The sequence below is a fragment of the Streptomyces sp. NPDC002602 genome (assembly GCF_042889445.1).
Classification (GTDB): domain Bacteria; phylum Actinomycetota; class Actinomycetes; order Streptomycetales; family Streptomycetaceae; genus Streptomyces.
Genome location: NZ_JBIAQX010000018.1, coordinates 127,815 through 141,874 on the forward strand (window position 1 = coordinate 127,815; position 14,060 = coordinate 141,874).

A 14,060-nucleotide genomic window follows, 5' to 3' on the forward strand; every position below is an offset into this window, starting at 1 on the left:
GCATTTTCACTACACTCTGACTACATTCTCGCGCACTTCTGCCACCGCCTGCATCGATCTGACCTGCGGCGAAGCGTCAGGCATGCAACTACCGTTGCGCCGCGCCGGGGTTCCGAATTTCCTCGTAGACTCCGCCCAATGCAAAAGGAGCCCTCAATCCCGACAACGGTTACCAGGCCACTGGTCGGGAGGGCTCCTTGAGCAGCACCCCAACAGTCAGAAAGGGATACCTATGGAAGAGAGTAGCAGCGCCTCCATGGACAGCTGGATCGGGAGAGCCGGATCTCACCTGCGGAAATGGCGCCGAAAGCATGGACGTATCGTCCACCGTCAGTTCATTCGGGGCGCTTCATACGGCCTCGGAAGCGGGGCGGTAAGCCTCCTCGTCATGTGGTTCAGCGCCCGCCACTGAAGAGCGTCCGGTACGTGCCGCACCCTGGCGCCCCGACACGGACGGATCCGTGCCGGGGCGCGGGGCCCCTTCTGTAGGCCGACGTCCTGTCACCAGGTCCGCCCTGGAAGGGGTTGGGCCAGGGCATTCAACGCGGCGGGGAACCTGGCGGGCCCGGATGGTGTCCCGATGCACATGGACACTGCTCTGCTCAACACAGGAGTCACGGTGGCCGGCACCGTGGCGCTGCTGTTCCTCGGTGCGTGGGAGACCGCGCGCCGCAACCGTCATGCGGAGGCCCGAAAGGACTTCCTCGTCGACCGCTGGCCCGGTCTTCGCATGCGGGACGTGGCCCGGTCCCTCGGTGCGGCCGGTCCTTCCGTCACCCGGCTTTGCGATCGTCTGGAGGCTGCCGGATTCCTGCGGCGTCATCCCTGCCCGGACGACGGCCGCGAGATCACCCTCCGGCTGACTCCGGCCGGCCACAGGCATCTGGCCCACATCCGGGAGAAGCGCGAGCAGATGCTCGGCCAAGCCCTCGACGCGATGCCCGCCGACGGACGCCACGCACTCGCCACGGGCCTCGCAGCCCTACAACGCGGCATCGGTGTGACCGCCGGCTTCCCCCAACAAGACAACCGCGGGCGCCCCGCGGCCTGACCGGCCCGTTGAGTGGGCGGATGCGGATGCCCGCCTGCGTGGAACTCCGGCTGGCGGTCTTGCTCTCACCGGAGCGAGCGCGTTCCTTGTTCACGGTGCGGGAGGCCAATCTCCTTCGCACGGCCCTCTGACATGCCGCGATTCTCGCCGGACTCCTTGATGTGCTCGTACTGACGTTCGCGCTTGGGGCTGGAGCCTCGGGGCATGACACGACCTTCTTTACCGATCGGGCTGGATTCACGGTCATGGTGCGCGTACCCGGAGGCGTCCGCACCTCACGCGAGCCACACGGGTCGTGAACGTGGAATCAACGGCCGAACCGTCCAGTGCCACACGGTTGCGGACTGTGCTGATGGCGGGGGTAGCGGACCCTCGGTGCCGCAGGCGGGCGGCGTGGCGGTGTCCGATGGCCGCGGCCCGGCGTTGCCCGGCATGGACATGGACGATGGAGACTTTCTCGGCGTACTTCTGGACGCCGCAACCGATACCCGCCTCAAGCTCCTCACCGGCGACGAAGCCAGGGTGATCACGATGCTGTTGGGCGCCCTGGAGGAGACCTGCTCCAAGGAGCTTCGATGGCGGCGGGCCAGATGCGGTTCCGCCTCGGCTCGCGTCTCGACGATCACACCGGCCCGCCGCCACCCAAGGTCTAACGGGCTGTGGCCCCGGCCATGGCCCCGCCGGTAGATCACTTCGTGGACCCGGCCGCCGGGTCCGGCTCCCCGCGGCAGCACCTCGTGCACCGGATCCCGCGCACGTGCCGACGACGGAGGGCCGTCGCCGTGCGCTCCGGGGCGGCCGGGAGACCGGCGGGCAGGACGGCAGAGGATCCGGTCGACACCCGCACAGGTCGGCGGGAAGATGGAAGAGATCCTTCGGTGAGCCTTGGATGTGCCCCGCGAAGCCGTGTCCCCGTCGGCCGCGGCATCCGGCGTTGGACGTGCGGGCCGGAGGACTCCCCTCCGGAAGGAACGACCATGAAACGCGCCTGTGTGATCCCCCTGCTGCTGTCCACGCTGGCTTTTGGGCCCGTCGTCCTGCTGTCCGAATCTGCTCAGGCGGCTACGCCATCGATGACCTGCTCCCTGACCTCGACCAACGGCAAGTTCAACGCCAAGGCAACGGGGGTGCCACCCGATGTCCGGGTGCAGTTCACCACCAAGAACGACACCGGGGCCGTGACCAAGACCGTGACCGCGGATGACACCGGGACGGCCATCAGCTCCGGCAGCCTCCCCACGGGTGGACCGGTCACGGCTAAGCAGGGCGACCAGAAGGTGACCTGCGGCACGGTCAAGGAGGCCGAGCAGCAGGATGCCCAGGCCGAGTACCGCAAGGGGTTCCGCCAGGGCCTCGCCGACACTCGCGATGACTGCAAGGCCAAGCAGCCCGATCAGGGCCTTGCAGCCGCCGACCCGAACTTCACCAAGGGCTACACCGATGGGAGCGCCGCCGGACTGGCGTCGGCGGCCTGCAAGGACAAGTGACCCGGCCGCCCGCCTGCGATGTCGAGCGGGCCGGCTAGTCCCGTGGGGACGGGGCGTTGTTCCTTGACTGGCACAAGGACGAGCGCGGCTACTGGGCCACGGCTACAAAATCACCAACCCTTTTGACGCCCGGTTGGGCGGCCGGGCCGCGAGCCCCGCCGACGTCTGGTTCTCGGGCCGTGCGGTGGCGGGGCTCGCCACGGCGGCCTCGGGCCTGATCCTCGCCACGGTGCGGTCTCCGCGGTCAGCGGTGAGATGCAGCCATAGGCGGCGGGAGATGGGGGCACGTGTCGGGTGGTCGGCGCATTCGTTCAGTAGTCATGATGCGTACCCCTTGTGTGGCCCTCGTGTCCGCTGCCGCCGTCGCGGCGACTCTTGGCGGAGCGTCGTCGGCGAGTGCCACGTCGGTGATCGGTTTCGGAAACGGGGCTCACGACAACGCCTGCCGCAACACCGGTGGCAGCCTGGCCGAGGCGGCGACCACCCGTGTCGCGGGAATCGTCGCGGGCCTGGCGGCGGCCGTCCCCATGAGCGGCCCCGCGAACCAGTGCGGGAACCTTGGCCTCGGCAGCATGGTCTCTGAGGTTGAGGACGTGAACCAGAACAACGCGGCGGGCGAAGGCAACTCGGACAGCCAGTACTGATGGCCGAGCGTCGAGGCTCGGACGATGTCGGCGAGGAAGCCTTCATGGTCTCCCGCGAGGCTGTCGACGCCGAGCCGGACCGCGACGTGGAACGACTGCTGGGGGCCGGCGCCGCCCGGTGTGAACCGGCGGGCTAGGCCTGGTGCCAGGTGGCGGGGCCGCCGCCGCGCCACTCGATGAGCCCGGTCCCGGTGAGGGCGACGTCGTCGGGGTCGAGTCCGGCCCGGCGCAGGAATTCGAGGACGTCTTCGGGGCCGAAGGCGCGGCCGAGGATCTCCCCGTCACAGCGGACGCGCCGCCCGCCCTCGGCGTCGGGCGGGTAGACGACCACACGCAGGCCAGGGCTCATGCCCACCAGCCTGCCGCCGCCCGGTCAGTCCAGCACGCCGAGCGCGACGTGTGGTCGGCAGTGTGGGCAGCCGGGTACACCCTCGGCCAGGGCTCGGCGCGCCTGCTCGACGTCGACCGGTGAGCAGCGGTTGCGTGTGTCCCAGCATCCGCCGGCGTGCACGCGGATGAGCGGCCGGCCGGCGCCGATGCCGTGTTCGATCAGCCATGCGGGCGGCTCGGGCAGCGGACGACGCTCCGCGTCGAGGGACGCCTGTGTCTCAGCGGCGGCGAGTGCTTGTTCGGCCCGGCCGAGGGCGGCCCGCAGGTAGGTGACGACGGTGCGCAGGCGCGCCAGGTCGGGCGGGAGATCGGACACGTGTTCTATTCTATGTCCGAGTGCAGGCCCCCCACCGGAACGGACCCCGATGACCACACCCGCCCCGCCGCGCCCCACCCCGGCGGCCTGGTCGCCCTCCCAGACCGGCCCGTGCGCACAGTGTCATCAGCCGTGTTGCCGCTACGGCCACGGGGCCTCGCCCCTGTGTCAGAGCTGCAAGGTTCTGCGGTCCGCCGCCGGCTGATGAGCGCGACGGAACCGGTCGAGCCGGTGGCGTTGCGGCCCTGGAGTCCGGAGGACGGGCCGGTGCCCCGGGTGTGGACGTGGCCGGCCGGTGACCGCCCGGCCCTGGCCGTCTGGTCGTGCGGGGCGTGGAGGTTCGCGCCGGTCACGTCGCGCCATGACTACGCGGACGGCCGGGTCGTCTATCAGGTGGCGATCGATCTGGACGGCTCGACCTCGGTCCGGTCCAGGTTGTACGCGTGGCCGCAGCCGGGTCTGAAGGTCGCCCGCCGGCCCGTGTCGGCACCCTCCGATTCCGGCCCGCCGGTCCTGGCCGTCCGGCGCCGACCGGCGATCGACGCCGCGTAGCGACCCGGTACGGGGTCCTGCGGGCAGAGGAAAGCCCCGGTCGGTCCACGATGGACCGCCGGGGCTGTTCAGGGTCGGCGGTCAGACCTTGCTCGTCCAGCCGTTCACGGGCGGGCGCTCGCCCGCACTGCGCGTGTAGGCGATCACGTCCGTCACCTGTTCCCCGGTCTCGTGCAGTCCCTGTTCGTTCAGCTCGATGGAGAGCATCCCGAGGGCGGGAGCGGTGTCCTGGGTGATCTCGCCGGTTGCGTACAGCCGGCTGATGGGGCCGCCGTCCCGGTGGGGCCGCAGGATCTCGCGCACGTCGGTGTCCGTCAGGTCATCCATGGGGCCAGGGTAGTGACGACCTGACGGCGAGCGCTCTGTTTCGGGCAGTTCGTCCCGCGCACGGGCGGTCGGGACAACGGAGAGCCCCGGCGGTCCGTGAGGGCTGCCGGGGTGTCGGGCCGCTGTACCGCATCTTCGAGGGGTGAGCCTGTCCATGCAAGGCCCTGCCCTGCGCACTCCATGTTGGCGCGGGTGCGGCGAGCCTATCGGGCGCCGTGACGTCGTTCACCGGTCGTCGGGCGCGCCGAGATCCCCGAGCCGCGAGGACGCGGCGCCCGGCTGCGGTGGGCGTGGATGTTCTGGTGGTGTCCGGCGGGCCGTGTGGGCTTGGGATGGTGACGGCGCTGGGCACGACCTGGGGGTTGTGCGCGCTGCCTGGAGACAGGCAGCGCGCTTGTCGGTGTTCTGTCCGGCGGTGGTGTCCGGGGTGTTGCCGTGAGCGGGCGGATCAGCCGCTTGTATCGGTCACTTGGTGCCCGGGCCCCGGTAGGTGAGGTAGATCCCGTGACGGTTGACTGCGGGGTTGCCGTCCCAGTAGGCGAGGCTGGGTGTGTCCGCGCTCCACGCGCCGGCGATCGGGGTGAAGGCGCTCCAGGTGGTGCCGTCGTAGGTGGCCCAGTACAGGCCTTGGTCGCCTTCGGGGCCGCGGACGGCGCACCAGAGCTTGCGGTCCTTGACGGCCAGGCCCACGCCGGCGCCGGGAGCGGTCTTCCGGTTTCCATCGAGGTGGGTGGACATGCCGCTCCAGGTGGTGCCGTCGAAGGAAATCAGACTGAGTGCTCCGTCGTGTTGCGCGTACTGGTCCGGCATTTTGGTCGGGTAGACGCAGTAGAGCGTGTCGTTGAACTCCATGATTGCCGGGCTGCCGACGCTCTTGCGCCCTTCGATCGGGGTGAAGGGGCTCCAGTTGGTGCCGTCGGGGGCGCTGGCGTGCATCAGCTGGCCGTTGCTGCCGTCGGCCACGACGCAGTGCAGCGCGCCCTTGGAGGGGTACAGGGTCGGGCTGTAGCTGCTGGTGATGTCGGGGAACTTGTTCGGGGCGGCGCCGTTGTAGTTGACGACCCCCCAGTAGACCGCGCGGTCGGTGCCCTTGCCCCTGAACGCGTAGATGGTGTTCTGTCCGTGCCGCGCCAACGCGGGGCTGGCGCCGCAAGCGGCGTCGGACTTCCACCAGCCGCCGATTCCCGAGTTGTCGTGTTGGCGTCCGTGGAGTGCCTGTCGGCTGCTGTCTTCCACGGTCAGGAAGTGGAGGTTGAACGCCGGGGCCTGGGCGGGCCCGAAGGGACTGTTCAGGCCGATGCCTTGGGCGGCGCTCCACTCGCCGTTGTCCCAGATTCCGATCTTCTTGTACACGACCTGGGTGCTGGCGGTCGGCTGGCGCAGGGGCTGGGTCTGGCAGCCGAAGGTCAGCTTGTAGTGGCCGTTGCCGGTGAAGTCCAGGACGGTGTCCCTGCCGTTGAGCGCCTGCAGGCCGGCACGGGTGTAGGCCACACTGCGTTCGCCCACCAGGTCGTCGTCGTTGGAGAGCCACCCCAGCACCCAGTCCAGGAGCGCCGCGACGACAGCGATGACGGCCGCGAGTGCCGCTTCCTGCTTCTCGCCGTCCCTGATGATGCTCACCGCGGCCGTTGCGCAGGCGTCGGCCACATCCCGCAGCCGGGCCCGCAGCTCGCCGAAGACGTCGCCCTGGTCCTTCTCCCAGCACTGGATGTTGGTCATCAGGTGATGGCCGACTTCACCGTGGAACAGGTGCGCGCCGGCGGGGAAGGGCCTGCTCTCGCCGCTGTCCACGTCACCGAACTGCGGTGAGGCGTAGGTGCTGCGGGCGTTGCTGTCGGCGCCGGCGGCGCACATCCAGTAGATCTCGTCCGAGCCGTTCCACTGGTCATCGGTGGAGCGCACGCACGTGAAGCTCTTCAGCGCCAGTACCGTGGGCAGGACCAGCGAGTCGGCCGGCTCCTGGGACGGGGGCGCGGTCAGCACCGTCGCACCGGACCCGGTCGCGGCCATCGCCTGAAGGAACGCCTCGTCGTCCACCGGTGCGCCGTCGGCCAGCGTGGTGACGTCGACGATGTTCACGTTCGGCTGCGCGAGGATGCCGGGCAACAGGGCGGTCAGGTCTCGGCCAAGGTCGGCGAGCGTGTACGGGTCCTGGACGCTGAGGCGTCCCACCACGTCGGGAAAGACATGGTCCACCGCCGCGGGGGCGGCATCCTGGTACGCCTTGCCCGCCGCCGTGATCTCCTCGTCGGAGATGGCTCCCCGCAGCACCCGCAGCAGGCTCTCCTCCAGTTCCGTCAGCTCCAGGCCCTGCTCCTGGCGGGCCGCGGCGTGCAGCGTGACACCGGCCAGGACGTTCGCCGGCCGGCGCAGCCGCAGCCGGTCCACCGACCGGGAGACCTTCGGATCGTCGCTCAGGCCGGCCTTCAGCCGGGCAAGGCGTTCAGCGGAGTTGGTGTCGAGCTGGACCATGCATGACTCCTCCGGTCGGTCGGGGCCGCAGATCGGCCCCGGGAGGGAACCTAACGAGACAGACCGGAACGTTTGCCGGAATCGGGCTCAACGGCTAGATATCGCGGTTCGCGGCCTAAAAGCCCCATACCCGCAGCTGGACACCCGCCATCGATCCAGGCCACGGACGTCGACTGCTCCCCGGAGGAGACGCGGATCAGCTTCGGGTCGTGCGCGGTGGCACGACGTGGGTCCCGCTGTACCGGGCCGACCACATCGACCGGATCCCCCTGGACCACCCTGAGTCGACTGGCCCGCGCTGCGCGCCCTCGACAAGGGCCGGCGCTCGCCGAGGGCCGCGCTCGACCCTCGCGTGGGCGCCGGACACCAGCGGTGACGCCCTCCCTCTGACCGCCGACCACGGTCCCCTTGTGCGACGCCCGGGAGATCGTGCTGCTGGAGGTGGTCAGGTATGCAGGGCCGGTCCCTTCGCCCAGCGGAGCTGGGCGAGTTCTGAGGAGCCTTGGGGAGGGGTGGGTGTCACTCCTCCGGGCGACTGTGTCTTGGGGTGAGGGGGCTTATGGTGCACGCCATGATCAAAAATACGCTTACTGCTGCTGGGCTGGCCGTAGCATCCATCGCTTTTGCTGCGGGTACCGCTTCTGCCGTACCTGTTTCCGCTGTGACGCGGCCGTCTTTGGTTGCAGACAGCAGTGATCCGGACAAGCAAGAACTGAACGACGAAGATGCGATCAAGGCAGCCAACCATGTGTTTGACAAGCTGAACGGGTCGATTGGCTCAGGCTCCATCAGGAACAACATCCTGGGGCAGTCCACCAAGCCGATTACAGAGTCCCTGGGTGCCACCGGCTAAGCCCTCGGGCGGGTAGCGGAGCATGCCCGCCCAACGGGCCGGAGACCGTGACCCCGTGAACCGGGGTCATCCCGGGCCCGGCGTCGAGGGTCTGGTGGCCAAGGGGATGAGTCAGCGGTACCGGCCGGGCGCGCGCCTGGACCAAGATCAGACGCCGCGACACCACCGAGGCGATCATCGGCGCCATCACCGGCACCCTCATCCGACCCCAACTCCTCATCCTCGACCGCCGCGACCAGGCCGGCCGCCTCCACGGCATCGGCCGCACCGTCCCCCTACGCCCGGACGCCGCCCGCCTCGTCGCCGAACACCTGACCCCGCAGACCCGGGACATCCGTGGACAGGGGTGCGGTTCGCCTCGACCTGAGGCTCACGCGACACCCTGGACACGCCCCTGGTCCGCCCCGAACTGGTCGCGGAGATCAGCGCCGACACCTCCATCGACCGAGGCGGCGCCCACCGCCATACCCTCCGCTTCAAGCGACTGCGCCTGGACGTCACGACAGCGGACGTCACCCGATTCGAGGACGGGCGGGCCTCCTCCGCCGGTTGAGGACCGGCCGGGCGATGCCTGTGTTTTGGATCATGGCCGGCTCTTGCCTTGCGCGGTCCGTTTCATGGGTAGGTTGACCCGAAACCGGGCGCGGCAGCGCGCCGCCGACGACAGGGAGCGGCTGGTGGAGCAGCAGGTACGGGTACAGCCCGACGACAACGGAGTCCGCGTCATCGTCTGCGCGGGCGAGTTCGACGCCGAGACCCTCGGCCCCCTCAACACAGCCGCCACACGCGCCATCGACGACCCCCAGGTCAAACGGATCGTCCTGGACGTCACCGACATCCGCTTCGCCGACTCCACCATGCTCAACGTGATGCTGCTCCTACTGCACACCGGCCGCCTGGTCCTGGCGGGTACCGTGCCTCCCCAGTTGGGCCGGCTCCTGGACGTCACCGGGGCCCGCGAACTGTTCCCGACCGCCGACACCGTCGAGTCGGCACGCGCCCTGTAGCGCCGCCGCCTCGCGCGCCGCGTGGAGGCGGGGACCGAGGGACGGGTTCATCGTCGGGCGCGCCCCGGGGGGTGGGCGGGACGGCGTGCTCCGATCCGGGAGCGCAACCGCTGTCAGAGGTGGACCGTAGCGTCGAAGAACGAGGGGCCCGGAGCGGCCGAGCCCGGGCGGAAGGGAGCCGGCCATGGGCGACATCAGCGTGAACAGGAACCACCTCGACCGACTCCTGGCCGACAGCTGCGGCACCTACGGCGCTCCCTACCAACAGACATTCGCCGAACTCGCCCGCACGCACCGGGGACGGCCCACCGCCGAGATCCTGCCCCTGCTGGCCCGCGCGGCCGATCGGGCGCTGCTCTGCTTCTCGCCCGTTGATCTGTGGGAGCAGGCGCGGGCGATCAGCGACGGGCAGCAGTACGTCCTGCGCGTCACCGTCACCTGACCCTGTCCGGGGGCAGGCCCGACGGGGATGCGCTGCCCTTGGAGCCGGCCCCGGCGTGTGGCGGGGTCGGCCGCGCCGGCATACCGCGCTCTGCGGCCCGCTCGGGCGGCCGGCCTGGGCAGCCCGCTGTTTCGCGGACGGCTCGAATCAGGCTTCGCTGTTCGAGGCGCTGCCGAGAATGCCGATGGGTGTTTCGTCCACGTTCACGAGGCCGTTCTGCATCTCGGTGTCGGGTGTGAGGTCGGCGCCGCCGCATTGGTTGAGGGGGCTGCCGAGGAGGTTGCCGTCGGCGGCGCCGGTGCCGGCGGTGGTGGCTCCGGCGGCGTGGAGGACGGTGTCGTGGTTGACGCAGTTGGTACTGAACGCCGGTGACAGGAAGTCACCGATGCCTCCGGCGGAAGCGGGGGAGGCCGCGGCCAGTGCCGCTGCCACCGACCCGGCCGTGAGTACGAATGCCGTGGCTGTCTTGTGCGTGATCACCCCCATAGAACGATCCCTGCCCGCGACAGGTGCGCATCCCGGTCCATGGCGAGGGCGACCAGGCCTCGCGCTGCTCGACGCTCGCTTGTTCCCGGTCCCGGTGGTGGGGTGGCCGGGCCACTGCCCGATGTCTTCACTGTGGACCGTTATCGCGGGCGCGACGTCGCCCGGCGCCCTCCCGGTCGTGGCGCACGGCCTGTGGGCTTCAGAGGTCGCCCATTGGTCGAGCCGCGCATTCCCGCGCGTATCGGGCCGGCTCACCGCCGAGGTGGGCACCAAGGCAGGCGGACGGATTCGTTCTCAGGCACGGTTTACGCGCACCCGTGCGAAGAATCGTGCGGAACAGCTGTTACGGAGTTTGCTGCTCCGGTTGGGTGACGGGTGGATGGGTGCGCCTGGTGGTGCGCTCCGGGCGCATTGATCCACTGTGTCGTGCGCGGCCTGGGTGGGTGTAGCGGTCAGTGAATGTCAGGGTCACGATCAAGCGCACTGCGTGTAGTGCGCAGGTGTGTGTGACGGGATTGTCCGGGGTGGGTAACCGGCCTCGTCGGGGGCTGTGGTGGGCCCCGTGTCGGGTCGAGAGTTTAGGTCCTCGGCCCACCAGCGGGCCGGGCATCCGCACCGGTACAGGGTTCGTATCGGCGGGTGAAGCACCGTTCTTGAGGGGCCACGTATGTCTGCTTCGTCGACTGCCCGTCGTGTCGCCGCGACCGTCCTCGCCGCCGGCGCCATCGTCTCCGCCGCCGCTCTCCCCGCCACCGCGGCGGACCGGGGTCATGACCGGCACCCGCGGGTGGAGATCTCCCGGGTCCAGGCCGACAGCCCCGGTCGCGACGACCGCTCGAACCGTTCCCTGAACGGGGAGTGGGTCGAGATCCGCAACACCACCCGCCAGCCGGTCAACCTGCGCGGCTGGACGCTGCGCGACTCCGACGGCAACCGCTACCGCTTCAACGACACCCGCATCGGCGGTCGCGCCACCATCCGCATCCACACCGGATCCGGCCGCGACTCCCGCACGGACCTGTTCCAGGGCAAGCGTGACCACGTCTGGGACAACCGGGCCGACACCGCCACCCTGCGTGACGACCGCAACCGGACCGTCGACACCGAGTCCTGGGGCCGCCGCCGCTGACCAGGCTCTCAGCCGGCCGCCTGTGAACGGGCGGCAGCCGAAACCGTGATGGTCGTGTGCCGGGCAGTCCGCCAGCCGCCCGGCACACACCCATGTCCAACGCCTGTCACCACGTGGCGGCCGGCCGTTCCACGTGCCCGGGGCGCGGCCGATGTCAGGGCCTGTTTCCGCGGCTGATCGGTCGGGATGGTCCTCGGCCGTCACGACCAGACCGGCCGCGGCCACGGCATCGGACGCACCGCCACCTGCGCCCGACGTCGTCGGTTTGCTCGACCACCTGACACCCGCCGACCGGGGAAGCGCAGCGGGTGGCGGTAGGCGCCGCCTCGATCTCGTGACGTGGTGCGGCGGGTGCTGTGCGCAGCGGCGGCGGGGGTCAGTGGTGGCCGGGCCGGTGGTCGGTTCGGTTGTCGGCGGTGATGGCGGTGAGGGCGTCGGTGAGGTTGGCGTGGACGCGGAAGAGTTGCCGGGTGCCGGTGATGTTCAGGCGTCTGTGGAGGTTGGGGCTGAGGGGGCCGACGAGGTGCAGGTTCACGCGGCTGCGGGCGGACAGCAGCTGTCCGAGGAGGATCGTGTCGGCGTGTTCGAGGGCGCCGAGGTCGACGATCAGAGACAGCAGGCCGTCGGCGATGGCGTTCGTGAACGCGGTGGTCAGTTGTTCGTCGTCCCAGAACGCGATGGATCCGCGCAGGAGCAGGACGCGGGCCGGGGGGCGGGGGATGGGGGCGGTGATGATGGTGAGTTCGTCGGGCGGGTCCGCTTGGTGGTCCATGGCGCCTGCCTTCAGATGGGGCGGTGTGTGGGGACGCGCAGGGCGAGGAGGGCGGTGTCGTCGCTGGCCCATCCTCCGTGTCGCGCGGCGAGGGCGTCGTTGATGTGGTCGATGGTCTCTTGTGCGCTTCTACCCACGGTGGTCGAAAGGGTGTGCGCGAGGTCGGTGTCGTCGAACACGTTCCTGTTGCGGCCGGGGGCGCCGGGGCGGGCGCGGGCCTCGGTGGCGCCGTCGGTGTAGAAGAGCAGCAGGTCACCGGGGCCGAGTCGGAAGCGGACGTCGGTCAGGTCGCAGGTGTCGAAGACGCCGAGGAGACGGCCGGCCGCGCCGACCTCGCGGACGGTGCCGTCGGCCCGGCGGATGAGGGCGGGTGGGTGTCCGGCCAGGGCGAGGGTGCCGGCGACGCCGGCGGGGGTGGTGCGGAATCGGGCGTAGACGGCGGTCAGGAAGCGGGGGGCGTTCTGGCGGAGCATCGCGGTGTTCAGGTGGGCCAGCAGGTCGGCCGGGGTGTGGTTCTCGCCGGCCATGGCGCGGATGGTGTAGCGGGCCATGGAGGAGACCTGGGCGGCTTTGACGCCCTTGCCGCAGACGTCGCCCAGGGCTATGCCCCAGGCGGTGCCGCGGGTGCGGAACAGGTCGTAGAAGTCGCCGCCGACCTCGATGTCCGAGCGTCCGGCCCGGGAGGCGGGGAAGAACGAGGCCGCGACCTCGACACCGGGCACCGACGGTGGGGTCGGGGGCAGCAGGCCTTGCTGGAGGGAGTGGGCGAGGTCGGCGGAGCGGCTGTGGGCGGTCTCGGCGGCGGCCAGGGACTGGCGCAGGCGGATTTCCGCGCCGACCGAGCGGGCCAGGGTCTCCAGCGTGGTCAGGTCGGCCGGGCTCCAGGTGCGGGGCTGGTCGTCGATGACGCAGAAGCTGCCCAGGACCTCGCCGCCGGGCGCGAGGAGCGGGTAGCCGGCCCAGGCGCCGATGTTCATCGGACCCACCGAGGGATGATCACGAGTCCGAGGGTCGGTGGCGGCATCCTCCACGACGAACGGTTCGCCGTCGAGGCCGATCAGGAAGTAGCAGAAGCTCTCCTGGACCGGGTTCTGCCGATCGGCGATCGCCGGCGCGTCGACGCCTATGCACGCCTTCCAAAACGAACGCTCGCCGTCGACGAGGGTCACGAAAGCCCGCCCGGAACCGGTCACCCGGGCCGCGAGACCCGACAGGTCCTCGAAGACCTGCTCCGGCCCGGTGTCCAGCAGACCCGTCGCATTGACCGCCGCCAGCCGCGCCCGATCCCACACCTGTCTCGGCAGCCCGGCAACCTGCTCCCGCGCCTGCGTCGTCATCCCGTTCCTCCAGCTTTGTCCCAGAGGCGATCTCCGGCGGTCCCGCGGTCTCTCGACCGCGCTCGAACACCGGCCAATTATGCCGGGCATCCCACACCCGAGGCGGTCACCAGGGCGACCGGCCTGCGTTTTGGATCATGGCCGGGCGTCTCCGGCTGAGAGGTATGCCCCTCGACTGCCTGTAGGCCGTCCCGGGGAGGAGCGGGGGTCGCCGTCGGCGCAGGGTGCCACGCCCTCGGTTCCTACTGCCCGGGGACCACGAGGTCGATCTTGACGAGGGCCGGGGCGGCCGTGCCGATCTCCTCACCCGCCCGAAGCGCCCGGTAGGTCACCCGGCCGGAACCGCTGCTCCGGTCCAGGGGGGAGATGTGTCCGGCGTAGGGGATCTCGAAGACGAGGTCCTGCCCGGCTCCCGCCGCCTGGGTGAGGGTGAGTTCCGTACCGGCGATCGGCCGGCCCGAAGCGTTGAGTGAGGAGAACGCGGCCCAACTCAGCTCCACGGTGTCGCCAGCCGCCAGATCGGGACTCGCGGGCACCACTACCCGGCCCGATGGATTCAAGGGTGTCGTCGCGTTCCAGTAGCCCCACACGGTCGCGTGGGGGAACGTCGCCTTGTGCAGAACTGCCATGCTGCTTCTCCTGACGTGGATGACGGCGGTGTGTTCCACCTCCGGTGACAATGCCCGCGTTGATCGCCTTCCATGGCATGGCTGCTGAGGCGACGTTCCCGTCTCCTCAGCGCCGAGCCCGCCCCGCACCCCGGCCCCGCACCCGCACCTTCGGCGCCGAGCCGGT

At 70.2% G+C, this 14,060-nt stretch carries 17 protein-coding genes and 1 pseudogene; 9 read left to right on the forward strand and 9 right to left on the reverse strand.

The window, feature by feature from the left end:
* The first annotated feature begins 586 nt into the window (after window positions 1-586).
* Window positions 587-1,051 (forward strand): MarR family winged helix-turn-helix transcriptional regulator, encoded by a 465-nt coding sequence (locus ACFYW3_RS33065; RefSeq protein ID WP_389388230.1) that lies wholly within the window; start codon window positions 587-589, stop codon window positions 1,049-1,051.
* Between the two features lie 34 nt (window positions 1,052-1,085).
* On the opposite strand, the pseudogene ACFYW3_RS33070 reads toward ACFYW3_RS33065, so the two are convergent.
* Window positions 1,086-1,257: pseudogene (locus tag ACFYW3_RS33070) on the reverse strand (plasmid stabilization protein); the annotation flags it as partial.
* A gap of 771 nt (window positions 1,258-2,028) precedes the next feature.
* Between ACFYW3_RS33070 and ACFYW3_RS33075 the strand changes: the two are divergent.
* From ACFYW3_RS33075 to ACFYW3_RS33085, 3 genes are all read left to right on the forward strand, one after another.
* On the forward strand, window positions 2,029-2,538 hold the full coding sequence (locus ACFYW3_RS33075) for a hypothetical protein (protein WP_389388231.1): 510 nt from the start codon (window positions 2,029-2,031) through the stop codon (window positions 2,536-2,538).
* Window positions 2,539-2,876: 338 nt separating this feature from the next.
* On the forward strand, window positions 2,877-3,182 hold the full coding sequence (locus ACFYW3_RS33080; protein ID WP_389388232.1) for a hypothetical protein: 306 nt from the start codon (window positions 2,877-2,879) through the stop codon (window positions 3,180-3,182).
* Entirely contained in the window at window positions 3,182-3,319 is a 138-nt protein-coding gene (locus tag ACFYW3_RS33085; protein WP_389388233.1) for a hypothetical protein, read from the forward strand. The genes ACFYW3_RS33080 and ACFYW3_RS33085 overlap by 1 nt, the downstream gene beginning before the upstream one ends.
* Here ACFYW3_RS33085 and ACFYW3_RS33090 read toward each other — a convergent pair.
* Window positions 3,316-3,531, reverse strand: a complete 216-nt coding sequence (locus ACFYW3_RS33090) for a hypothetical protein (protein WP_389388234.1) — start codon at window positions 3,529-3,531, stop codon at window positions 3,316-3,318. The two genes, ACFYW3_RS33085 and ACFYW3_RS33090, sit on opposite strands and share 4 nt — an antisense overlap.
* 24 nt (window positions 3,532-3,555) lie before the next feature.
* Window positions 3,556-3,888, reverse strand: a complete 333-nt coding sequence (locus tag ACFYW3_RS33095; RefSeq protein ID WP_389388235.1) for a DUF6233 domain-containing protein — start codon at window positions 3,886-3,888, stop codon at window positions 3,556-3,558.
* A gap of 204 nt (window positions 3,889-4,092) precedes the next feature.
* Between ACFYW3_RS33095 and ACFYW3_RS33100 the strand changes: the two genes are divergently transcribed.
* The gene (locus tag ACFYW3_RS33100; protein ID WP_389388236.1) at window positions 4,093-4,440 is read left to right on the forward strand and encodes a hypothetical protein; all 348 of its coding nucleotides are present in this window, start codon (window positions 4,093-4,095) and stop codon (window positions 4,438-4,440) included.
* 81 nt (window positions 4,441-4,521) lie between these two features.
* Here ACFYW3_RS33100 and ACFYW3_RS33105 read toward each other — a convergent pair whose 3' ends face one another.
* Both ACFYW3_RS33105 and ACFYW3_RS33110 read right to left on the reverse strand, forming a co-directional pair.
* The gene (locus ACFYW3_RS33105; protein WP_389388237.1) at window positions 4,522-4,767 is read right to left on the reverse strand and encodes a hypothetical protein; all 246 of its coding nucleotides are present in this window, start codon (window positions 4,765-4,767) and stop codon (window positions 4,522-4,524) included.
* 465 nt (window positions 4,768-5,232) lie between these two features.
* Window positions 5,233-7,239 (reverse strand): hypothetical protein, encoded by a 2,007-nt coding sequence (locus ACFYW3_RS33110; RefSeq protein ID WP_389388238.1) that lies wholly within the window; start codon window positions 7,237-7,239, stop codon window positions 5,233-5,235.
* 571 nt (window positions 7,240-7,810) lie between these two features.
* Here ACFYW3_RS33110 and ACFYW3_RS33115 point away from each other — a divergent pair.
* From ACFYW3_RS33115 to ACFYW3_RS33125, 3 genes are all read left to right on the forward strand, one after another.
* A complete protein-coding gene (locus ACFYW3_RS33115) occupies window positions 7,811-8,092 on the forward strand; it encodes a hypothetical protein (protein ID WP_389388239.1) in 282 nt (93 codons plus the stop codon).
* Between the two features lie 626 nt (window positions 8,093-8,718).
* Window positions 8,719-9,099: an STAS domain-containing protein gene (locus ACFYW3_RS33120; protein ID WP_389388240.1), complete on the forward strand. Its 381-nt coding sequence runs from the start codon at window positions 8,719-8,721 to the stop codon at window positions 9,097-9,099.
* Window positions 9,100-9,283: 184 nt separating this feature from the next.
* A complete protein-coding gene (locus ACFYW3_RS33125) occupies window positions 9,284-9,541 on the forward strand; it encodes a hypothetical protein (RefSeq protein ID WP_389388241.1) in 258 nt (85 codons plus the stop codon).
* A gap of 147 nt (window positions 9,542-9,688) precedes the next feature.
* On the opposite strand, the gene ACFYW3_RS33130 is transcribed toward ACFYW3_RS33125, so the two are convergent.
* Entirely contained in the window at window positions 9,689-10,027 is a 339-nt protein-coding gene (locus tag ACFYW3_RS33130; RefSeq protein ID WP_389388242.1) for a hypothetical protein, read from the reverse strand.
* Window positions 10,028-10,694: 667 nt separating this feature from the next.
* On the opposite strand from ACFYW3_RS33130, the gene ACFYW3_RS33135 reads away from it, so the two are divergent.
* On the forward strand, window positions 10,695-11,156 hold the full coding sequence (locus ACFYW3_RS33135; RefSeq protein WP_389388243.1) for a lamin tail domain-containing protein: 462 nt from the start codon (window positions 10,695-10,697) through the stop codon (window positions 11,154-11,156).
* A 376-nt stretch (window positions 11,157-11,532) separates the two neighbouring features.
* Here ACFYW3_RS33135 and ACFYW3_RS33140 read toward each other — a convergent pair whose 3' ends face one another.
* From ACFYW3_RS33140 to ACFYW3_RS33150, 3 genes are all read right to left on the reverse strand, one after another.
* Window positions 11,533-11,928: an STAS domain-containing protein gene (locus ACFYW3_RS33140; RefSeq protein ID WP_389388244.1), complete on the reverse strand. Its 396-nt coding sequence runs from the start codon at window positions 11,926-11,928 to the stop codon at window positions 11,533-11,535.
* Window positions 11,929-11,939: 11 nt separating this feature from the next.
* Window positions 11,940-13,265, reverse strand: a complete 1,326-nt coding sequence (locus tag ACFYW3_RS33145; protein ID WP_389388245.1) for a PP2C family protein-serine/threonine phosphatase — start codon at window positions 13,263-13,265, stop codon at window positions 11,940-11,942.
* 242 nt (window positions 13,266-13,507) lie between these two features.
* Entirely contained in the window at window positions 13,508-13,894 is a 387-nt protein-coding gene (locus tag ACFYW3_RS33150) for a hypothetical protein (protein ID WP_389388246.1), read from the reverse strand.
* Window positions 13,895-14,060 lie beyond the last annotated feature (166 nt).